Origin of the sequence: Sphingobium algorifonticola (genome assembly GCF_004005485.1) — a bacterium.
Taxonomy (GTDB): Bacteria; Pseudomonadota; Alphaproteobacteria; order Sphingomonadales; family Sphingomonadaceae; genus Sphingobium; species Sphingobium algorifonticola.
Map to the genome: position 1 here is coordinate 1 of NZ_RZUL01000007.1, position 20,813 is coordinate 20,813.

Annotated in this window: 16 protein-coding genes and 3 pseudogenes; 13 read left to right on the top strand and 6 right to left on the bottom strand. The window is 57.5% G+C overall.

All coding sequences use genetic code 11. The features are described 5' to 3' along the window. Positions 1 to 128, bottom strand: a pseudogene (locus ENE74_RS15095) (ATP-binding protein); the annotation flags it as partial. Here ENE74_RS15095 and ENE74_RS15100 point away from each other — a divergent pair. Continuing rightward, entirely contained in the window at positions 119 to 4,813 is a 4,695-nt protein-coding gene (locus ENE74_RS15100; RefSeq protein WP_164847502.1) for a UvrD-helicase domain-containing protein, read from the top strand. The pseudogene ENE74_RS15095 and the gene ENE74_RS15100 overlap by 10 nt on opposite strands. A gap of 36 nt (positions 4,814 to 4,849) precedes the next feature. Here the strand turns inward: ENE74_RS15100 and ENE74_RS15105 are convergent, their stop codons facing one another. From ENE74_RS15105 to ENE74_RS15120, 4 genes and pseudogenes are all read right to left on the bottom strand, one after another. After that, the gene (locus tag ENE74_RS15105) at positions 4,850 to 5,734 is read right to left on the bottom strand and encodes an ATP-binding protein (RefSeq protein ID WP_127691758.1); all 885 of its coding nucleotides are present in this window, start codon (positions 5,732 to 5,734) and stop codon (positions 4,850 to 4,852) included. Beyond that, positions 5,638 to 6,462, bottom strand: a complete 825-nt coding sequence (locus ENE74_RS15110; RefSeq protein WP_206517733.1) for a DUF6118 family protein — start codon at positions 6,460 to 6,462, stop codon at positions 5,638 to 5,640. The genes ENE74_RS15105 and ENE74_RS15110 overlap by 97 nt, the downstream gene beginning before the upstream one ends. 10 nt (positions 6,463 to 6,472) lie before the next feature. Continuing rightward, positions 6,473 to 6,754 carry a hypothetical protein gene (locus ENE74_RS15115; RefSeq protein WP_164847500.1) on the bottom strand — a complete coding sequence of 94 codons (282 nt, stop codon included), beginning with the start codon at positions 6,752 to 6,754 and terminating at the stop codon, positions 6,473 to 6,475. A gap of 26 nt (positions 6,755 to 6,780) precedes the next feature. Further along, positions 6,781 to 6,954: pseudogene (locus tag ENE74_RS15120) on the bottom strand (transposase); the annotation flags it as partial. 87 nt (positions 6,955 to 7,041) lie between these two features. Here ENE74_RS15120 and ENE74_RS15130 point away from each other — a divergent pair. After that, positions 7,042 to 7,191: pseudogene (locus ENE74_RS15130) on the top strand (transposase); the annotation flags it as partial. A 133-nt stretch (positions 7,192 to 7,324) separates the two neighbouring features. Here ENE74_RS15130 and ENE74_RS15135 read toward each other — a convergent pair. Continuing rightward, the gene (locus ENE74_RS15135; RefSeq protein ID WP_164847504.1) at positions 7,325 to 8,230 is read right to left on the bottom strand and encodes a LysR family transcriptional regulator; all 906 of its coding nucleotides are present in this window, start codon (positions 8,228 to 8,230) and stop codon (positions 7,325 to 7,327) included. 312 nt (positions 8,231 to 8,542) lie between these two features. On the opposite strand from ENE74_RS15135, the gene ENE74_RS15140 reads away from it, so the two are divergent. The 11 genes from ENE74_RS15140 (at position 8,543) to ENE74_RS15190 (ending at position 20,784) form a co-directional block, all read left to right on the top strand. Then, entirely contained in the window at positions 8,543 to 8,857 is a 315-nt protein-coding gene (locus tag ENE74_RS15140; RefSeq protein WP_127691761.1) for a non-heme iron oxygenase ferredoxin subunit, read from the top strand. Between the two features lie 51 nt (positions 8,858 to 8,908). After that, a complete protein-coding gene (locus ENE74_RS15145; protein WP_127691762.1) occupies positions 8,909 to 10,429 on the top strand; it encodes an aldehyde dehydrogenase family protein in 1,521 nt (506 codons plus the stop codon). Continuing rightward, entirely contained in the window at positions 10,426 to 11,487 is a 1,062-nt protein-coding gene (locus ENE74_RS15150) for a 2Fe-2S iron-sulfur cluster-binding protein (RefSeq protein WP_127691763.1), read from the top strand. The genes ENE74_RS15145 and ENE74_RS15150 overlap by 4 nt, the downstream gene beginning before the upstream one ends. Further along, positions 11,484 to 12,764, top strand: coding sequence for an aromatic ring-hydroxylating dioxygenase subunit alpha (locus ENE74_RS15155; protein ID WP_241242030.1), 1,281 nt, complete (start codon positions 11,484 to 11,486; stop codon positions 12,762 to 12,764). Before ENE74_RS15150 ends, ENE74_RS15155 begins: the two co-directional genes overlap by 4 nt. Then, the gene (locus ENE74_RS15160) at positions 12,761 to 13,246 is read left to right on the top strand and encodes an aromatic-ring-hydroxylating dioxygenase subunit beta (protein WP_127691764.1); all 486 of its coding nucleotides are present in this window, start codon (positions 12,761 to 12,763) and stop codon (positions 13,244 to 13,246) included. The genes ENE74_RS15155 and ENE74_RS15160 overlap by 4 nt, the downstream gene beginning before the upstream one ends. A gap of 79 nt (positions 13,247 to 13,325) precedes the next feature. Next, complete coding sequence (locus ENE74_RS15165) at positions 13,326 to 14,201, top strand: VOC family protein (RefSeq protein ID WP_420902603.1); 876 nt, start codon at positions 13,326 to 13,328, stop codon at positions 14,199 to 14,201. Between the two features lie 480 nt (positions 14,202 to 14,681). Then, positions 14,682 to 17,183 carry a TonB-dependent receptor gene (locus ENE74_RS15170; RefSeq protein ID WP_241242031.1) on the top strand — a complete coding sequence of 834 codons (2,502 nt, stop codon included), beginning with the start codon at positions 14,682 to 14,684 and terminating at the stop codon, positions 17,181 to 17,183. A 59-nt stretch (positions 17,184 to 17,242) separates the two neighbouring features. Beyond that, on the top strand, positions 17,243 to 18,202 hold the full coding sequence (locus ENE74_RS15175) for a dihydrodipicolinate synthase family protein (RefSeq protein ID WP_478403541.1): 960 nt from the start codon (positions 17,243 to 17,245) through the stop codon (positions 18,200 to 18,202). Between the two features lie 10 nt (positions 18,203 to 18,212). Then, positions 18,213 to 18,812, top strand: a complete 600-nt coding sequence (locus ENE74_RS15180) for a 2-hydroxychromene-2-carboxylate isomerase (RefSeq protein WP_095386344.1) — start codon at positions 18,213 to 18,215, stop codon at positions 18,810 to 18,812. Between the two features lie 24 nt (positions 18,813 to 18,836). Then, on the top strand, positions 18,837 to 20,168 hold the full coding sequence (locus ENE74_RS15185; RefSeq protein WP_206517735.1) for an aromatic ring-hydroxylating oxygenase subunit alpha: 1,332 nt from the start codon (positions 18,837 to 18,839) through the stop codon (positions 20,166 to 20,168). A 40-nt stretch (positions 20,169 to 20,208) separates the two neighbouring features. Continuing rightward, positions 20,209 to 20,784 carry an aromatic-ring-hydroxylating dioxygenase subunit beta gene (locus tag ENE74_RS15190; RefSeq protein WP_095386346.1) on the top strand — a complete coding sequence of 192 codons (576 nt, stop codon included), beginning with the start codon at positions 20,209 to 20,211 and terminating at the stop codon, positions 20,782 to 20,784. The last annotated feature ends 29 nt before the right edge of the window (positions 20,785 to 20,813 follow it).

The window sequence follows — 20,813 nt, forward strand, 5'->3', positions numbered from 1 at the left end:
TGCCCTCCCGAGCGGGCGAACGGCAGATAACCGAGCTCGTCAAGCACGATCAGGTCGAGCCGCGACAGCTGCGCCGCCAGGGTCCCGCCTTTGCCGATCCGGGTCTCCTCTTCGAGGCGTGTCACCATTCTTCGTTGAGAATTGGAATCCCAAAGGTGGTTCGTCGAGGGTCGTCGAAGGTTTCAAAGAATCGCAGCGATCGGCAATGGAAGCGATTTGTGAGCGAACCAACAACGTGCTTGTCTCGCTCCCGACCGGCGAAGGGAAATCCGTCCTGTTCCAGGTGCCCGCGCTGAGCCGCGGCTTGAGAAACCGGCGTCTTACGCTGGTCATCTCTCCGCTGAAGGCGCTCATGCGCGATCAGGTCGAAGGACTGCGCGACCTGGGTTTTGCAGAATCGGCAGATTTCTTGAGCGGTGACCGTCCGAAACACGAAATCGAAGAGGTCTTGCAAGGCGTCCTCGACCATCGGGTCGTGCTCTTGTACGTAGCACCCGAGCGCTTGAGAAGCGCTGTCTTCCTGGACGTTCTCGACAAGCGAATGCACTCGGATGGCGGCTTGGATCATGTGGTGATCGATGAAGCGCATTGCGTAAACCAGTGGGGCTTCGAATTCAGACCCGATTACTTTTTTGCAACAGACCTCTTGCTGCGGAAGTGCCGTGAAAACGTGGGTGCTGAGCCTACACCATTCCTCCTGCTGTCCGCGACGATTACGGCATCTGACAAGGAACGCCTCGAAGCCATCGTATCGGGTATTGACGACGGTCAAAGGTTGCCAATGCTGGTTCGGCCCGAAACCTTTGCCCACCCGATCAGGTCTCACATCTCAATCCTGCCGCGGAGGGTTCGTGGCAGAATTGGTCAGGACGATCTCGAGAGAGAAATGGCAGAACGTCTGCCGCTCATCGAGAAGGCGATTTCCGACGCCAAACAGAACCGGCTCAACACCGGCCAGCGAAGCGCTGTTATTGTCTTTGTTCCCACCAGGCGCCTCGCGGAAGACCTTGCCAGGCGATTGTCAGATGACAGCGGAACCGACGCCGAATTCTACCATGCTGGACTTGATGCCGCGACAAAGGAAGAGGTTTACGCCGATTTCCGCGATGGTGAACTCGATGTTCTCGTTGCCACCAAGGCGTTCGGCATGGGAATGGATATTCCCGATATTCATTGGGTCGTCCACTTGTCGCCGCCCGGTTATCTGGAAGACTATCTTCAAGAGGTCGGCCGGATTGGTCGTGGCGAAGCCGAGCGCGAGCAGGCAAGGCTAACCAATCTCAGCGCTCTGCTTCCCTTTTCGAACGAGGATTTCGAACACATACGAGACCTTCGCGCGCGCAATACTCTCAGGCCTCAGGACATTGATGACATATTCTCGGAAATTCGAGGTAAGGCTCATAGCGTCGACGGACAGTCGCTCGCGATCGTTCCCGCAGAAGGCTATCAACCGCTAGAAACTGAGACGGAGAGGCGAGCGGCTGCCACGAGGCTGCGGATGGCCATCTATTGGCTGGAACGTGCCGGGCGACTCACGCTCTCTGGCTCGCTCGCGGACATCCTAACAATCGGAATCTCTCCCCAGATTCTTGAGAGGATCTCACAAGAGGAAGGGCCGCTTGGCGAATTGGCTCAGCTGCTTCTCGACCTCGAGAATGCCGACGCCGATAATTTAAGTGTTGCTGGTCAGGCGGAGAGCCGCGGAGGGAGGGCAAGTCAAACGGGCCTGCTCGGCCGGCTGCTCGAGGGCCTCGCCGATATCGTCGGACTGGTCTTCAGCGATACTTCCGACCAAAGCAAAATCGAGCCGTTCGCAAGTCCTGCAAGCCGCTCTAGCGGGCGACGGGCGACAGGCTCGGATCAATCGGGCCGAACGGCAGTCGTCAATCTTTCCCAGATCAGATTTCGTCTGCGATCGATGGATTCAAATGACGATGTCCTGGCAGGTTTGGTAGATCTCGAAAAGCGCGGCGGTGTTTCGCTAAATCGGGAAATCGAGTTCTCTCTCAGGCGGTTGGCACGAGATGAGCGTGAAGACAACATTCGAACGCTCTTCCGCTTCGTCGATGACGCCGCGAAGCGATTGCTGGACAAGCTTTCCAAGAATGCCAGCGTCGAATTCCACCCATTCGAATTGGTGGAGATCGAACCTTTCATTCGGACGGTCGCCGTAGAAGGGCCCGCCCAACAGGGGGATCAAGAACGCGAGGCTGAACCAATAACGCTAGCCGAGACCGACGACGAAGCCGTTCGGCGCCGACGCCGCTATGAACGCGCCTTTATCAATGGGTTTCGGACTTTGGTGCGATCGTCTGGCGTCCGCCTTCGACAAATCGCGAACGCCGACGAAACAGTTTTTTGGGAGGCTAAGCTCGCATCTTCTGAAGGCCGAAATGCCGATCTACGCCGTAAGGCACTGGTTCGCGGCGCTCAATCGGTGTTTGACGTCCTTAAAAAGTCAGATGAACGAATTGCCGTATCCAAGCTCGTTGAAAGGGTTCGAGACGCGAGTTTTGGGAAGAAATTCCGCGAGCAGGATCTCAAGAAAACGGCTGGCCTTCTGGCGACGATGAATCTCGTCGGTATGAGCGTTGATATCGTCCAGTTTTCGCACGTTGTGCTTCTTGGCGAAACCAAGCCCGACGATGAGGAACTGTGGAGCGAGCTTGCTGAAGTCAATGATTTTTCCGAAGCGCGCAACCTTGCGATGGAACTGTTTGCGAACGTGCGGGCAGATGCCCAAGAGGCATTCATTACCGGCTATTTTTCGAAGTCTGACGCAAGTGGTCTGAAGGATTTTCTTGAGACTCAGCTGGGCGAAATCGAGGAAATCGATGAGGATGAGGATGCTCCGCACAACTCGGGCATTATCGTCCAAATGCAGGAAAAGCTGCGGGCCACCAAAGCGGTAGAGTTCTTCGAGAAATTCAGGACTTCCGAAGAGCCTGCGCAGTGGGAAGCCGTGTGCCATCCGTACAACCAGCATTTGCTGGTCAACGCGGGGCCAGGGGCGGGCAAGACTTTCGTGCTAGTGGGACGTATCGTTCACCTTATACGCGAGCAGCACATTCATCCGTCACAGATTGTCGTGCTCGCATTCAATTGTGCGGTGGTTTTCGAAATCAGGCGTAGGATCCGCGATCTGTTCAGATCACTTGGCTATGCCGCTTACGCATCTAGACTTCGCGTTTCGACCATTCACGCATTTGCCATGCGACACCTCGCCAGGGATGGCTGGGAGGGCGAAGAATCCATGATGGACGGGGCTCTTTCCGAGTTTGCCCGGCGCATGGATCGAGATGTTGGGTTTCGTCGCGCGGTTTCCGGTGACGTTCGCTGTATTCTGGTGGATGAATTTCAGGATCTCACCGACGAAGTCTATGCCATCCTGCGTTCACTACACCAAGGCAGCGAGTTTCGTGCAGGTATCATGGTGATCGGGGACGATGATCAGGATATTTTAAGGTGGCAGCGCCCGGCGGGGAATTTCTCCGAAACCTACTTCGACCGTTTCGCACAGGACTTTGGAGGCGACAGCCTCAAACAGCTCTTGCTGTCGGTAAACTTCCGTTCCGGAAAGGAAATCGTTCAGAAGAGTCAGGCGATGATTGCCGCGTTCTTTGACCGATCGGCTCGCTCACACCGCCTGAAGAAGTCCACCCTCGTTCCCCGGCAAGACGCACCTGCTGAATCAGAGTGCCATCGCCTTGATTGGCGCGGGAAATCGTTTGGTGACGCCGTCAATGAAGTACTTAGATTATGGAACCGGATTGGCGGTCGTTCAGGAGAGACGGTAGCTATCCTCTGTCGCTCCAACGCCGAAGTTGCTCAAGTCCATCGGCTGCTTGAGCCCCACATATCCGGAATAACAGTTCAAGGAACGGCGAACCTACGGGTGGCCAATCTTCGTCACGTTGGTCTCTGGCTCGATTTTCTTCGAGCTGAAGTCACCAAGTCAGATCGTGCGCTTTCGGCGCAATTGGCTGACAAGCTTGTCGACCAATTCATCCGCAACATGGACACCCCCGAGGGCAAAGCACCCGGGGGAGATATGGTTAGCTTGGCAAGTCTTTGGGAGTTATGCTGCCAAGAGCAGGCCTTTCCGCACATATCATCACTGATCCGCTTCGTCGAAGAGTTGCGGAGCGATGACCTAAGCCGCCTTATGGGAACGGCCGCGACGGCTTCGACCGTTGTTGTATCCACCATTCACAAGGTAAAAGGCCTCGAGTTCGATAGCGTTGTCATCCTCCCATCAACCCTTCCATTCGGAAAGAGCCGCCATGGCAGGCATGCGGATCTGGAAGGGGACGCCGCAGAGGAAGCCCGCCTTCTTTACGTTGCAATGACCAGGGCCAAACGCAATTTGTGGCAATTTGTCGGAGATCGGGAGCATAGCTGGGCGAGAAGCTCACCCGCTCCCTTCGATGGCCAGCAAACCGACGGATGTGTGCTCATCGGGTCTCCTGAGGATGTTGGACTCGGTTGGGCATTGCAACGAAGCGGCTTCAATCCTGAGCCGGAGCGATGTCAGGATTATCTCGAGCGCGAAGTCAAAGTGGGTGATCCCGTGCTGCTCGGCGGGCGAGGGCTAGGTGCGAACAAGGCGCTGCTACATCGAAGCGCTTCGGGCGCAGTGCGTCAGATCGGATTTCTGGCGAAGAAGCATGGTGCCGGAAGCAATAATTCTGATCTGCGTGTTAGCTCGGTGATCAGATTTCACCCAAATGAGACAAACGATGGCGATCTGGGGGCGGTCGTGGCCGAACGAGGATGGGGGTACGTGGCACTGGTGTCGGGACGAATTCGATAGCTCGGTAATATCCTCGTCGAACCTTCCTCGGGCCACTTATGCGGCCCTGAGGTTCTGCTTATCGATGTTGGTTGGCGTCGTTGCCGCTGTTGAAGGGATATGAAAGCCCATCGCTCCGCAGTTTTGGTCGCCGCGCGCCTCAATTTCCTCGCGCAGCCAGCGCAGCAGAACAGTCGGCTCGCGCTCTGACAGCAAGCGAGCGCGATGCGCGACGACGGCAAAATCACCCGGCGTTTGTCCCTCATGGACTGGCCACTCTGCCGGCCAGACCTGGCCAAAGTGTGCCTGAAAGAGCTTGCGAGCCTGGTCCGTCTTCATCGGCCTGAAGGTGGCGCGCATGGTGAAGCGCCGCTGCGTTGCCGCATCCAGCTTGTCGGCGAGGTTCGTTGTGGCGACGAACGGTGTCCGCAAATGTTCGAGTTGGACGAGCATCTCATTGACCTGGCTGACTTCCCAGCTCCGCTGTCCCGCTTCGCGCCGGTAGAGGAAACTGTCTGCTTCATCGATGAGGAGCATGGCGCCGCGTTCTGCCGCCCTTGCAAAAGCCTCGGCGATGTTCTGTTCGGTCTCGCCGACATAAGGGCTCATCAGGTCCGAGCACCGTCGCTCTTCGACTTCAATGCCCATGACCTCGGCGAGATGCCTTGCAAACGCTGACTTCCCTGTCCCGGATGGCCCCGAAAGCAGCAGGCTCCACCCACGGTCCGGCGAGTTTGCCAACTGCTCCGAAAGTCGAGCAAGATTGGTGTCCGCTCGCGACAGCTGCGGGTCATAGAGGGAACTTCCAGGACTATCGGGTGCGCAAGACTGACCGAGAATGCGCATCACGCTGTGAATGGCAGTCTTTGCAACATCGCGGCCCCCGCTGGCGTTGCTGCTGTCTCCCCTTCTCGACTGCTTGGACGAATCTTGACGGTGCATCGCACTGGCTGCTGCGATGTGGCAGCGGTCTTCCGGCAAGCGTCAATGGCATCGCGGTTGTCGCGCTGGATGTCAGCGGCCTCCACCAGTGCATTCCATGCCTCGGGGCTGTCGCTTTGCATCAGCTGTGCGCCTGCGTCCCACCGAGAGGATGCGCCCACCATCCGCGCTGCCATGTGCTCGGGCCAGTACCAGCTATCCGGCATTACGCGGGCAATGGTGCCGGGAAGGAAAGACCATACAAGAATACCTGCCAGCAAGGCTCCGGCCGCTACTTGGTAGAGCTGCTGCCGCTGCTCGGCAGCGGTACGCGCATAGGAAGTGACGCTCCGCATTTCCTGGGCGGCGTAGTTCAAGTCACTCCGAGCCTGGCTTATCCTGTCCTGATCGCTGCGTCGCGCGGCTTCGGCTGCGGCGGCGATCTGATTGCCAATGCTGTCAGGGGTCATCTGCAATGCGGGATGGCGCGCCATTCCCTTCAGGCTCTCGCTGATCGCGCCCATTCGCTTGGCCAAGTCGGTGAGAGTCGCGCCGTAGTCGGGAATAACAATGTCGGCGCGCTCGGCGGCAAGGTGCTGAACCGCACGGCGCATCAAAGCCAATTCACCTTCCAAGCGGGCGAAAGCCTCGGCGGCGGGATCGCTTGCGGTATCCGGGGTGGCCGGGTCGGGTTTCGGCTCCGGCTCAAGGTCCAGGGTCAGTTCCACGTCATCCGTGTCAGTATCCATCGCGCTTCTCCTACAGGCCCATGCCGATTGACCGGCTCCGCTCCATCGAGATGGAAGTGGCAAGGTCGCGGGCCAGATCGCGACCGAGTTCTGTCTTGATGCCCAGCTCGCGGGTGCGGCTGCGCAGCAGGGATTCAACCTGCGCGTCGCGCTTCAGCCCCTTCGCCATGTCCGTCATGCGGTTGGTGAGCCTCTGCGCGCCCTTGGTGTCACCATCGCGCTGCATGGCCTGTCGCGCCTGCCCGGCCTCGCGCTTGTAGAGGACACTGTCTGCTTCATCGATGAGCAGCATGGCGCCGCGTTCTGCGGCTCTCGCGTGCCTTCCTTGCGGCACAGCCCGGCAATGCTGTCATCACCGCGCAGGCCGTCGAGAACGATCCGGATCTTGTCTTCTGCGGAAAAATGCCGACGGGTCTTGCGGCGGATGGCCTTCACCACCCGCTCAGCGGGGGCCTTCACCGGCGATTTTGCATTGGAGGGTTTGGGCTTCATCTTCGTTCCTTCGTCACTGCGACGAAGCCCAAACCCTCCTTAAATCACAACCTCAAATCTGTGCCATGGGCGCTGACGGCGGACAGGACGATCGAGATCATCAAGCGGTCCGACCGCGCCAAGAGCTTCGAGGTCTTGCCCAGACGCTGGGTCGTCGAGCGGACCTTTGCATGGCTCGGTCGTAACCGGCGTCTTGCCTAGGAGTTCGAGCAGACCATCGCCTCAGCAACCGCCTAGCTCTTCATCGCCTCAATCCAACTCTTCACACGTCGCATCGCAAGACTATGAAATTACGCTGGATAATTTCGAATCAGACTCTCAGAGGCCGTCCGGAATTGCACCAAAGATGATGAAAGCTGGCAGGAGATCGTCAGGCCTCCTTGAAAAGTATGCTGACTTGCTGCCGGAGCCATTGATTTGCAGGATCGTTATGCGCCCTGGAATGCCAGACCGAGCTGATGGAATGCTTGGGCAGATCAACCGGGAATGGCATGCTTTTCAGTCCGAAAGCCTCGTCGATCACTGTGGTGTATTTTTCCGGTACGCAGGCGGCGAGATCGCCGACCGCTAGCAAAGGGGCAAGCGTCCCGAAGTTGGATGTCCAGACCACGATGTTGCGATCCATGCCCACCTTGAGCAATTCGGCATTCACGCTTGCCAATCCGGATCCCTCAGAGCGTACGCCAATCCAGCGACAGGCCAGCAGGTCCTCGCGCGGCGCTTTGCTCGAAAATATGGGATGATCTTTACGGGCCAAAATGCTCCAACCCTGATAAAATAGACGGAATACGAACATGTTCGTTATGAGATCGGGCCGAAACCCGAGAAGTATATCTACTTCACCATTTTCTAAAGAGTCGACAATATGTGGCCTGTTGTTTCTAACAAACTCTATAGTTATATCCTGTGATATGTCTCTAATATGAGAAATGAATTTTGGCCCGAAATACATATCTCCCAGGTCAGAGGTTGCGATTACGAAATGCCGTTTGTCGCGCCTGGGATCGAAACTCTCCGATGCCTCTATGGCGATTTCGAGCGTCTTGAGCGCGTAGGAGATCGGTTCGGCCAATTGCATGGCGTATTGTGTCGGGGTCATGCCACTCCTGGTGCGGACAAACAATTCATCGTTGAACAGCTCGCGCAGCTTTTTGAGCGCGTTGCTGACAGCAGGCTGCGAGATCCCAAGGATCTCGGCTGCCTCCACAACCTTTCTGGTTTGAAACACGCATTCGAAGACGCGCAGCAAGTTCAGGTCGACATCGCGGATCTTCACCACACCAACTTCCCTCAACCAAGAAATCGTTCCGCAGCGTAAACAGGCCCAACATGGCGCACAATCGCCTTGGCTGCGCCTCTGTCCGTTCTCGACCCCGACTGCCCAGGCCAAAGGACTGGTGCCCGGGTTCTGCAACCTCGCCTCAATTCCGCAGGCCGCCCACCGCGTTCGGGAGACTCGGGTATTCGAGGATATATCACTGTCCGTGATGGAGTCTATTTGAACCTGCTGTTTGACGCAATGAGGTTCCAAGCTATCCGTATTAGGAAACTTGGTGACTTGAATTCTGGATAAGGCGCGGGTGAGCACATGCGAAAGGCAGTGGCAAAAGTTGAGGCAGTTCCGCCGGGGGAGATGCTTCCCGTGGACATCGAGGGGCTGCCTCCAATCGTGATCTTTAACCTGGATGGAGAATTATTCGCGACCAGCAATATTTGCACGCATGCCGTCGCCCGGCTCAGCGACGGTTTTTTCGAGGAGGGGGTTATAGAGTGCCCGCTTCATTCCGGGTGCTTCGATGTGAGAACCGGCGAGGCCAGGGAATTTCCATGTGAAATACCGCTCAAGACCTACAACGTCGAGGTCGATGGCGATGACATCCTGGTTGAATTTGACGAGGCGTGAATTGAATTCATTTAGCCCGTGAAATGGGCCTAGTGCAGGAGAATGAGGAAGATGACTGGGGATCAATCAGTTATTAAGCGCCATCAGGAATTGGCGCAAAAGTTGCTCCAGCCGGTTTACGGGCACTACATCAATGGCGAGTGGGTTGAGTCTCGCTCGCGCGAGACGATTGACATGGTCGATCCGACGACCGGCCAGACGCTAGCGAAGATCCAGTCAGGCGTTGGGGAGGATGCTGTGCGTGCCGTTGAGGCAGCGGCGGCGGCTTTCCCATCCTGGTCTGCGACTTCGCCGGCCCAGCGCCAGGAGATCCTGGCCGAAATGGGGCGCAGGCTGAAGGCGCGGGCCGAGGATTTCGCGATGATCGACACGCTCGACAATGGCAAGCCGTTCATGGAGGCGATGCATTTTGACATCCCGATGGCCATTGAGCAGTTCCAGGTCTTTTCCGGGATGCCATGGTTGATTCATGGTCTCACCATGGAGGTGCCGAACGGCTTGGGGTTGGTGTTGCGCGAGCCGCTGGGGGTTTGCGCCCAGATCATCCCCTGGAACGTGCCACTCATCATGATGGCGTCGAAGATTGCGCCCGCGCTAGCGGCGGGCAACACCGTTGTCCTCAAGCCGGCCGAGACGGTCTGTCTTTCGGTTCTCGCATTTGTCAAGGAAGTGCAGGATCTCCTGCCGCCGGGCGTTCTCAACGTGGTGACCGGCTATGGGCCGAATATCGGCGAGGCGCTCGTCACGCATCCCCTGGTGCGCAAGGTGGCGTTCACCGGCTCGCGTCCCACGGCGCAAAAGCTGATCCAATACGCATCGGTCAACATCATTCCCCAGACCATGGAGCTCGGTGGCAAGTCGGCCAACATCGTTTGCGCCGATGCCAATCTCGATGGCGCGGCCGAAGGGGCTGCAATGTCGACTGTGCTCAACAAGGGCGAGGTGTGCCTTGCCGGCAGCCGGACCTTCGTTCACGTGGATGTTCTCGAGGAATTCACCGAAAAATTCCTGGCCTTGCTTGCTCGCGTGCCTTCGGGCGACCCTACCGAACCGGGGACGGTTCTGGGGCCGCAGGCTTCGCGGATGCAGTATGACAAGATCTTGGGCTATATCGATGCGGGGCGCAAGGAAGGCGCGCAATGCCTGATTGGGGGTGGCCGTCGCGAGGTCGAGGCTTGCCCGGACGGGTTGTTCATCGAGCCGACGGTGTTTGCCGGTGTGCGCAATGAAATGCGTATCGCGCAGGAGGAAATCTTCGGACCGGTCAATGTCGTGATCCCATGGAGCGACGAGGATGAGGTCATTCGCATGGCCAACGATAATCTCTATGGTCTGGGTGGTGGCCTTTGGACGCGCGATCTCAATCGTGCGCACCGCATGGCGCGTCGGATGGAAACGGGAACCGTCTGGATCAACCGCTATTACAACTTCGTCGGCGGCATGCCGATCGGCGGTTACAAGGGCAGCGGCTTCGGCCGCGAGTTTGCGGCCGAAGTTCTCAACCATTACACGCAAACCAAGAGCGTCATCATCTCGCCCGACGATGGCCCGATGGGGGTCTTCGGCGCATGAAGACGGGTTCATGCCCCGGCAAGGTCTCGATCCGAATCGCCGACAGCGATATCGACTTCCATGCCGAGCCGGGCGATCCGCTTTTGCGCGCGGCCCTGCGCAGCGGTATCGGCATGGCGTATGACTGTAATTCGGGCGGCTGCGGTTCGTGTCAGATCGAGCTGGTGGAAGGCGAAATCGAGGACATCTGGCCCGAAGCGCCGGGGATTGGCGCGCGTGCGCGCAAGAGGGGGCGGTTGTTGGCGTGCCAGTGCCGCCCCCTTTCCGATTGTGTGGTGGAGGCCCGTGTCGAGGATCGTTTTCGTCCCGTTGTCTTGCCGCAAAGAAGGTCGGTCCGGTTGGTCGGTTTCCGACCCATCACGCATGATCTGGCCGAATTCACCTTTGCCAGCGAGGATGGAAAGGCCGATTTCCAGCCCGGTCAATATGCGATGCTGGCGATTCCCGGTGTCGAGGGCGAGCGGGCTTATTCGATGGCCAACCTTGCCAATGCCGAGGGGCAATGGTCATTCGTGATCAAGCGGATGGCCGGTGGCGCCGCTTCGAACCGCTTGTTCGACGAGCGCGAAGCGCTCGAAGGGCTTGAGCTCGATGGACCCTATGGCACCGCCTACCTGAGAGAGGAAACGCCAAGAGACATCATTCTCGTGGCCGGTGGTTCAGGCCTTTCGCCCATCCTGTCGATTGCCGCTGGTATCGCCCGGAGCGAGAAGCTGGCGGGCAAGCGCGTCATGGTCTTTTACGGTGGGCGCGAGGCCAAGGATCTGTGCGCGGCCCGCCAACTCGACCGCCTTTTCCCGGACGGGCATCGGTTTGAAGTGATCGAAGCGACTTCCGAAGGCGAGGAAGGCGCCTGGGAGGCGGGAGCTTCGCGCGTGCAATACAAGGGCTTTATCCATGAGGTCCTTGCCGCGTATCTCAAGGAGAACGCATTGGATTTCGGCGGCTTTGGTTATTATTTCTGTGGCCCTCCGCCGATGACCAACGCATTGCTCAGAATGCTGCAGCTGGAATTCAATGTTCCAGAAGATCAGTTGTTCTTTGATAGCTTTCTGTGAGCGGTTTTGGATTGGAGAAAGCAATAATGTCGACGATACGAACTCTGGAACATTCGACGCCGAGCAGCATAGATTACCGGGTCTACGATGATCCCGAGATCTTTGCCCTCGAGCAGGAAAGGATTTTCCGGGGTCCGGTGTGGAGCTTCCTTGGGCTTTCAAGCGAGGTTCCTGAAGAGAATTGCTACAAGAGCACCTTCGTCGGCGAAACTCCGGTCGTCTTGGTCGGGGGCAAGGATGGCGCCTTGCACGCTTGGGTCAATCGTTGCGTGCACAAGGGGGCCAAGGTCTGCCGCAATGCGCGAGGAAGGGCGGAGGGCGGCGCCTTCGTTTGCGTCTATCATCAATGGGCTTACGATGCGACCGGCGCCTTGCGCTCGGTTCCCTATCGCCGCGGCATGGTGGGCAAGGGCGGGATGCCCGCAAGCTTTGACATCAAGGCGCACAGGATGATGCCGCTACGGGTCGATAAGGTGGGCGACATGATATTCGCAACATTCTCGGATGAGGCGCCCGATCTGCGCAGCTTTCTCGGTCCGGCCATGTGCCGGGCCATCGAGCGGATCTTTGTCCGCCCAACCAAGGTAATCGGACGGGTTGCGCAACGCATAGAGGCGAACTGGAAGCTCTATGCCGAGAACAGCCGTGACAGCTACCATGGCGGCCTGCTGCACCTGTTTTACACCACTTTCGGGCTGTGGCGTCCTGCTCAGGATTCCAAGGCCGAGATCGACGAGGTTTATGGATTTCACAACTCGTTCCAGATCCGCAAGCCGCAGCAAGCAGAAGATCCTCAGAAGCACAAGGAGGAAACCGCCCGTCCGCTCGACGCGATGACCTTGCTTGACCCCACATTGCTTGAATTGCGACAGGATATCGGGGACGACATTTCCCTTTCGATCCAGTCGATTTTCCCATCCGTCGTATTGCAGCAGATTGGCCAGGCCCTTGCCGTGCGGCACATGATCGTCCGCGAACCGGGCGCCATGGACCTTGTCTGGACCTATTTCGGTTTCCAAGATGATGAGGAGGACATGACACGTCACCGCTTGCGGGCCATCAACATGGTCGGGCCGGCTGGCTATGTTTCGGTTGAAGATGGAGAGGCGGTCGAAATCTGCACCGATGGCATCAAGGGCCCTGACGGCCATTCGCTCATCCTGATGGACATTGAGAAAGCCGAAAACCCAACGGTCCCGATGGGGCTCGATGAGAATGCTGTGCGCGGATTCTGGAAGGGCTATCTTAAACTGATGCGCGCGGGAGAAGGGCAATGACAGGCGATCGGAAGATGGAGGGGCTTGCCGCGGCCGTCGATCGTTTCAATACGCATTACGTCTATGTTGTCGACAATGACGTTTCCAACTGGCCGGAGTGCTTTGCGGAAGATGGCGGCTATCACGTCCTGACGAAGGACAGCGCATCGGAAGATCTTCCGGCGGGTTTCCTCTTCTTCGAGCGCAAACCCCAGCTTATCGACCGGATCAATGCCTTGCTCAATGCGAGCATCTATCCAAAGGCAAACCTGCGCCACCTGATCGGCGCATGCAAGATCCACGAGGCAACAGGCGATCGGATCAAGGCGACCGCGCCCTTCGTGGTTTACGAATCGCGCGAACAGGAAGTGCCGAGCGTTTACGCGACCGGCCAATATGAAGACGAATTTATCCGGAACGAGGGCGGAGAATTGCTCCTCTTGTCGCGGCGATGCGTGCTCGACAATGACATCGTCCGCACGATGATGGCGCTTCCTCTTTGATACGCATTTGCTGAAAAATCGAATAAGATCTCAGTCAGGAGAAGAATAGATGTCTGGTCCAATTATTGAGCTCGGCTACATGGGCCTTTCGGTTTCGAACGCAGATGCATGGAAGAATTTTGCCGGAAAAATAATGGGCCTTGAGATCAGCGACGAAGGTGAAGGCGACCGCTTTTACCTTCGAATGGACGAGTGGCATCATCGTTTCGTCGTTCATGTCGATGGCCAGGATGACCTTGCTTACATGGGGTGGCGCGTGGCCGGCCGACAGGAACTCGATCAAGCGGCTCGGCTGCTGGAAGCCAATGGAGTCGAGGTCACCTTCGGTTCACCCGAGGAAGCGGCCGAACGGCGCGTTCTTGGCTTGCTCAAGCTCCAGGACCCGGGCGGCAATCCCACGGAAATCTTCTATGGCCCGCAGGTCGATGCCCATCGTCCCTTCCATCCCGGTCGGCCTATGCACGGTCGTTTCGTCACTGGCGCGCAAGGCATGGGGCACAGCATCCTTCGCCAGTCGGACGATGACGCGGCCTATGCCTTTTACGAAATGCTCGGCTTTCGTGGCGACGTGGAATACCACTTGCCCCTGCCCAATGGGATGACGGCCAAGCCGATCTTCATGCACTGCAATGAGCGCGATCATTCGGTCGCTTTTGGCATGGGTCCGATGCCCAAGCGCATCAATCATTTCATGTTTGAATACACCGATCTGCGCGATTTCGGCAGGACGCATGATCTTATTCGCAAGGAAGGCACCGATGTTGCGCTGGCATTGGGGATGCACTCCAATGACCGGGCGCTCACCTTTTACTGCGCCAATCCATCGGGCTGGCTGTGGGAGCCGAGCTGGAATGGACGGCCGTCGAGCGATTTGCAGGAATATTACGTTTCCGATATTCTTGGCCATGACAATGAAGCAGAAGGCTATGGGATGGACCTTAGGCTGAAGTCGTAGCCTGTGCGGGAGTTGCGAAGTCGTAGGCGGAATTCGACGCAACCATCAAGGGGGTGAGAGCGGATTCGGTCGAGCGAATTTGCCGATGCGCTACGCCAGCATGGCTCGATTTGAGGCTGCCTTGGATTCGGATTACTTCATGGCCTCGCGATCTGTTTGCGTGATCGCATGGCGCAAGGACTTGGCGTGATCGCTCGACCTCTTGGCGGTGCGATCCAGAAAGCAAGGCGCAGCCGATGCCGCCTGCGCGCCATCCTCTCCACGCCGCCCGCATATCATCTGGGATATGGCGAAGGGGGGCGGCCTTTGGCGAGAGCCAAATATCCGATGTGGTGATATGGTTTATCAGGCAATCGGTCTGTGCATATATCGCTGACCCCTTTAAATTGGGTTCTAACCTAACCGAGTGAGGCGTGGACGTGCGCCGATGCCTGAAAGCTCTGTCGAATTAACAGATCCAACGAACTGGGAGGGGTGAGCATGTTGATGAATGAAGCAACCGGTAAGAAAAATATCTCTACGAAATTGACCGGGTCGGTCATGGTGCGCGGATCGCTATTGGCTTTGGCTGTCAGTCTGGGGTCTGCGGCTCATGCGCAAGATCAAGGCTCTGCGGCTCATGCGCAAGACCAAGGCTCTGCGGCGCAGGCTCAAGACCAAGGCGAAGGCGGCGACGGCGCCGTGGAACAGGCGCGATCGGGCGGATTGGATGAAATCGTTGTGACCGCCCGGAAAAGGGAGGAAAATCTTCAGGACACCCCCATTTCCGTGACGGCCTTCAGTAGTGAGGCGCTTGAGCGGCGTCAGGCGGATACTGTTGGCGATGTAGGTCGTTTTGCGCCCAACGTAAGCCTTGAACCGGTCGCCAATATTTCCGGCTCAAGCGCATCGATCACCACCTTCATTCGCGGTGTCGGACAGACCGACTTCAATATCACCGTCGATCCAGGCGTGGGGCTATACTACGACGGAGTTTATGTCGCGCGGACAGCGGGGGCATTGCTCGACCTTGGAGATGTGCAGAGCATCCAGATCCTGCGTGGACCGCAGGGAACCTTGTTCGGCAAGAACACTATCGGGGGCGCCATTATCGTCAATTCAATTCCGCCTTCCAATGACTTTGATCTGGAAGGCGAGATCGCAACCGGTAGCTTCAATCGTCTCGATGCCAGGGGGATGATCAATGTCCCCGTCTCCGATCGGGTCGCTGTTCGCGCTGTGGTCGGATTGCGGACCCGCGATGGCTATCAGGAGCGTCTTTCCGATGGGGGACGCCAGGGCAACGTCGACACTCTGGGCGGTCGCATTGCCATTCGTGCGGAGCTGACCGATGATTTCAAGGCGACGCTCAGCTTCGACGCCAACCGGCGGCGCGAGCAATCCGCGGCCAACACATTGCTTCAAGTGTCTGAAGGATTTGATGTTATCGGAGTAGCGGGTGGCTTTCCGGTAACCAATGGTGGCTTTCAGAGTTTCTTCTGGAACAAGGTGCTTCAGGCGCCCAATTGCGGACCGGTGGGAACTCCGGCTCCGGCAACAGTCAATTGCTATGGGCCGCACTGGTTCACCAACAATATCGATAAAACCTGGGGGACGAACCGGAATCTCTCCAATTTTGATCTGTGGGGCACAAACCTCACACTCGATTGGGAAATCGGTTCCGTAGACTTCAAGTCAATTACCGCCTATCGAGAAACCAAGGCACAATTCTCCTTTGATTTTGATGGCTCGCCCATTCCTCTTGGTGAGAGCTTCAACAATATCGATCAGAAGCAATTCTCGCAGGAGTTCCAGTTAACCGGAACTTTATTCGATGGCGTGGTCGATTTCACTGGAGGCCTTTATTACCTGAAGGAGAAGGCCACCGATAGCAATCTTCTCACCTTCGCCTTTGCAGACTTTGTCAGCGGCGGTGATGTCGACAACGATAGCTATGCGGCCTATCTCCAGGCAACCATCAATGTAACGGATCGGTTCTCGATCACCCCGGGCATCCGTTATACCGACGAGACCAAGCGTTTCGACCCATCGCGCCAGCGGATCACCGACGATCGAACCGGGGGCGCCTTGCTCCTTCTGAGCCGCTGTTTCGTGCGGCAGACGCCAATCATTCCGCCCGATCCGGCGCTGTGCCCTACGCCGGATACGACGCTCAATCCGCAGGGTGACAATATTCTGTCGGCTGTCGAGGTGCAAACGAAGGCGAGCGAGTGGACCCCCGCGCTCTCACTGGACTACAAGGTCACCGACCAGACGCTGATCTATGCCTCCTATTCCAAGGGGTTCAAGAGCGGTGGCTTCACACAGCGTATCTTCCCGCCCGAGCCGGCGGCCACGCCGTTCGCGCCGGAATTCGTGGAAAGCTATGAAGTCGGGGTCAAGAGCGAATTGTTCGACCGTCGCCTGCGGCTCAACATTGCGGCGTTCCAGGCGGATTACACCGACATTCAGATTGTCGTGAACGAAGGAATCGCACCGAAGGTTCGCAATGCGGGTCGTGCGCGTATCCGGGGTATCGAGGTCGAAACGCAGGCGAAACTGGCTGACTTCCTTACCATTCAGGGTGGCTTTGGCTATCTCGATGCCTATTACCGGGAGGTTTCGCCGACTGCCGCGCCGGTGAACGTCAATTCGCGCTTCCCTCATGTGCCGAAATGGACAGCCTCCGGTTCGTTCGACGCTGAGCTTTACAAGGGCGATGCGGGCACACTCAGCCTCCATGGCGACTGGAGCTACAAGGGTGGCCACTTCAAGGACGCGATCAACACGCCCGCGCTTTACCAAGAAGGGTACAGCGTGTTTGGCGCGAACCTGAGTTACGAACTGCCCGGGGATAACTGGGATGTGAGAGTCGGGGTCACGAACCTGACTGACAAGCGCTATCTCCTGGGCGGATATTCCGACCTTCAACAGACCGGCGCCACGACTGGGGGCTATTCTCGTCCTCGCGAGTGGTTCCTCAAGCTTCGTTATCGTTATTGAACGGTTGAGCCAGAGGCAGGAAGGATCGGATTATTGCAATGGCTAGTCATAGAGTAGGGGTGGCTGATGTGCAGGGGGTGTGGGCCATCATGCCCACACCGTCCAAGCCCAACGCAGAGGACCCTAATGCGCGCGATACGGTGGATCTCGACGAAACCGCGCGGGTCGTCAAAGCGCTGATCGACTCAGGGGCCAACGGCATCCTGACGCTCGGTTCGCTGGGGGAGGTGGCCACGCTGACCTGGGATGAGAAGCGCGATTTCATGAAGGCGCTTGTCGAGGCTGCAGGCGGCAGGGTGCCTGTCTTTGGGGGGACTTCGACCCTGTCGACGCGCACCACAATCGATGAAACGCGCGCGGCGCGCGATATCGGGGTCGATGGCACCATGGTCGGTCCGCCGATGTGGTGCGCGCCCGATGTTCCCACGGCCGTGCAGTTCTACCGCGATCTTGCGGAAGCCTGCCCCGACATGTCGATTTGCATCTACGCAAATCCGGAGGCCTTCAAATTCGAATTCCCGCGCCCCTTTTGGGCGCAGGTTTCCGAGATCCCGCAGGTTGTCACTGCAAAATATCTGGGCATTGGCGCACTGGTGCCGGATCTCAACCTGACGAAAAGACGGATCCGCTTTTTGCCGATCGATATTGACTACTATGCGGCGGCGAAGATCGATCCGGAATTCTGCACGGCCTTCTGGTCGAGCGGCGCGGTATGCGGTCCCAACCCGGTGATCGCTTTGCGTGATGCGGTGGCGCAGGCCAAGACGTCAGGCGATTGGAGCAAGGCCGAAGAGCTGACCGGCGCGATGGCACAGACCTATCAGACGCTCTTTCCGCAGGGCTCGTTCAAGGTCTTTTCTTCCTATAACATCCCGCTCGAAAAGGCGCGGATGGATGCCGCAGGATGGACGAAGGCTGGTCCTTGTCGTCCGCCCTACAACATTGTTCCCGAGGATTATCTCGAAGGCGGGCGCGAGTCCGGGCGGCGTTGGGCAAAACTTCACAAGAGCTTGGCGTGAGGCGCGAGTGATGGAGCAGCGCACCAAGGTGATCGATTTCTTTTTCGATTTCATGAGCCCGTTTGCCTATCTGGCGCATAGCCAATTGCCGGAGCTTGCGCGCAAGCACGGTTATGAACTGCGCTATCGCCCGATCGATCTGCCTGCGGCCAAGTTGGCTGCAGGCAATACCGGTCCGCCCAATGTGTCGATGCCTATCAAGTTGCGCTATCTGCGTAAGGATCTCGATCGCTGGGCTGAGCGGTACAAGATCCCGATCTCCTTTCCTCCATCCCTGAAGTCGGAGCTGGCCAATAAGGGCGTGTTTTTCGCCGAGGCCAAGGGGCAGTACGAGGATTATGTCCGCCATGTTTGGTCCCATTCCTGGGGTGAGGGGCAGGACATGTCGAGCGAGGATCTGCTGGCTGAGATAGCGAGCGAGTTGGGGTGGGAGCCAGATGCCTTTCTCGCCTATGTTCACTCCGAAGAAGCCGAAGATGCCTACCGATTAAGCAATGAGGAAGCGCATTCGCGCGGCGTATTCGGCGCGCCGATCATGATGATTGGCGAGGAAATGTGGTGGGGGAACGACCGATTGTTCTTCCTTGATGAATATCTATCGAGCCAGTGAAAAATTGAAATTGGGATTTATGCTATGGATGACCTGATCGACACCAAGCGTGGTTTGCAATCCGCCAGTATGTTCATCGATCCACATCTTTATGAGGTGGAGATGGAGAAGATTTTCGGCCGTTGCTGGCTCTTTCTCACTCATGAGTCGGCCATTCCGAATTATGGCGACTTTGTTACTGCGAAAATGGGCGAAGACGAAGTCCTCGTGGTTCGCCAAGCGGACGGAACGGTCAAGGCCTTTCTCAATGTCTGTCGGCACCGCGGTGCTCGCGTATGCCCTGTCGAGGCGGGGAACCGGCGTGCCTTCGTCTGCAGCTATCACGGGTGGTCCTACGCCGCCGATGGGTCATTGGCGACCGTCCCCTTCGAGAAGGAGCTTTATGGCGGCAAGATCGACCGCTGCGCGCACGGTTTGAAAGAGGTGGCAAAGGTTGATAGCTATCGCGGCTTCCTGTTCGGCAATTTCGATCCAGGGGCGATCTCGCTTGAAGACTATCTGGGCGATGTCCGCTGGTATCTGGATATCTGGATGGAAGCGAGCGGGGGTGTGGAACTGATCGGTGCGCCGGCGCGCTCGATCGTTCATTGCAACTGGAAAGCGCCGACTGAAAATTTTGTTGGTGATGCCTATCACGTTGGGTGGACTCATGCTTCCTCTTTGGCGGTGAGCCGTTCGATGTTTTCCCCGATGTCGGGAAATCAAAGGCTGCCCCCCGCAGGGGCTGGTGCGCAGATTGCAACGCGCTTTGGCCACGGACTGGGCATTCTTTACGATGTCAATCCGGGCGGCCAACCCGCGCAGACGGCCGAGAAAATCCTGGCCTGGCAGGCCACGAAAAAGGGCAAGATCGCGGAGAAATACGGGGAGCTCAAGGCACGTTTCTACGGTTCGCATCTCAACGGTTCGTTGTTCCCGAATGTTTCCTACCTTTGGGGGACCAACACGTTCAAGATCTGGCAGCCGCGTGGTCCGAGCGAGACGGAAGTTTGGACCTGGGCGATCGCGGAAAAGGATACGCCCGAGGATCTGAAGCGGGATATCTACAACGGCGTACACGGAACCTTCGGAACCGCAGGCTACTGGGAAGCTGACGACAACGACAACATGGAATCGGCTTCGCTTCTACCGACAGGTTGGCAGTCGCGCAAGTTGCGACTCAACGCCCAGATGGGGATCGGCAACGACACGGTGATGGACGAAATGCCCGGCGTGATCGGCCAGGCGGCGATCGGCGAAACGTCCTACCGCGGATACTACCGCTTTTATGACGAGATCCTGAAGCTTCCTTCTTGGGATGCTTTCGATCTGAATGACGAGGGATGGAAGCAGCAATTGATCGACGCCGATTGCTGATCATCCCTTTGCAAAATCTAGGCTTTCAGGATGCTATAAAATGGAAAACGCAAATCAAATCGTCAAAACGATGGGCGCGGATGTATGGGATGGCGATCCGGAGCTGATCGCCGATCACGATCTGCTTCACAGGGTGCAGGCTTTCACCAATCGCGAAGCGAGGTTGCTCGATACCGGGCGGGTGCGGGAATGGCTCGACGAGATGATCCATCCCGACATTTGTTATGTCATAATCAGCCGACAGCTGCGATACATCGAAGAGCGTCGCTATTCGCCGCCCGACAGCGTTTTCATCTACGACGATGATCACGGTGCGCTCAATGCACGTGTGGAGCAGCAGTTGCATCCGCAGAATTGGCGCGTCAATCCACACGAGGCTTATGTGCGGATCGGCACAAACCTCGAGGTTACCAAAGGTAGCGCAAAAGACAGGCTTTTCGTGCGGACGAATTGGCACCTTCGTCGCATGCGTCGGCAGTATGAGATCGACGATTTCATCTATTCCCGACACGACGAGCTGGTCATCACCCCGGATCAGGGGTTCAAGTTCGTGAAGCGCTTCATTGCGTTCCCGGAGCGCTGTGTGCAGGGCCGTAATATGACGCTGTTCCTGTAAGCGCCTGCATAAAGCAAGAAATCTGTAGG

Excerpts from the sequence above, each read along its gene's own strand:
- ENE74_RS15105 (WP_127691758.1), bottom strand. The coding sequence starts at position 5,734 with ATGCACCGTCAAGATTCGTCCAAGCAGTCGAGAAGGGGAGACAGCAGC.
- ENE74_RS15110 (WP_206517733.1), bottom strand. The coding sequence starts at position 6,462 with ATGGATACTGACACGGATGACGTGGAACTGACCCTGGACCTTGAGCCG.
- ENE74_RS15115 (WP_164847500.1), bottom strand. The coding sequence starts at position 6,754 with ATGCTGCTCATCGATGAAGCAGACAGTGTCCTCTACAAGCGCGAGGCC.
- ENE74_RS15140 (WP_127691761.1), top strand. The coding sequence starts at position 8,543 with ATGCGAAAGGCAGTGGCAAAAGTTGAGGCAGTTCCGCCGGGGGAGATG.
- ENE74_RS15145 (WP_127691762.1), top strand. The coding sequence starts at position 8,909 with ATGACTGGGGATCAATCAGTTATTAAGCGCCATCAGGAATTGGCGCAA.
- ENE74_RS15150 (WP_127691763.1), top strand. The coding sequence starts at position 10,426 with ATGAAGACGGGTTCATGCCCCGGCAAGGTCTCGATCCGAATCGCCGAC.
- ENE74_RS15160 (WP_127691764.1), top strand. The coding sequence starts at position 12,761 with ATGACAGGCGATCGGAAGATGGAGGGGCTTGCCGCGGCCGTCGATCGT.
- ENE74_RS15165 (WP_420902603.1), top strand. The coding sequence starts at position 13,326 with ATGGGCCTTTCGGTTTCGAACGCAGATGCATGGAAGAATTTTGCCGGA.
- ENE74_RS15170 (WP_241242031.1), top strand. The coding sequence starts at position 14,682 with ATGTTGATGAATGAAGCAACCGGTAAGAAAAATATCTCTACGAAATTG.
- ENE74_RS15180 (WP_095386344.1), top strand. The coding sequence starts at position 18,213 with ATGGAGCAGCGCACCAAGGTGATCGATTTCTTTTTCGATTTCATGAGC.
- ENE74_RS15185 (WP_206517735.1), top strand. The coding sequence starts at position 18,837 with ATGGATGACCTGATCGACACCAAGCGTGGTTTGCAATCCGCCAGTATG.
- ENE74_RS15190 (WP_095386346.1), top strand. The coding sequence starts at position 20,209 with ATGGAAAACGCAAATCAAATCGTCAAAACGATGGGCGCGGATGTATGG.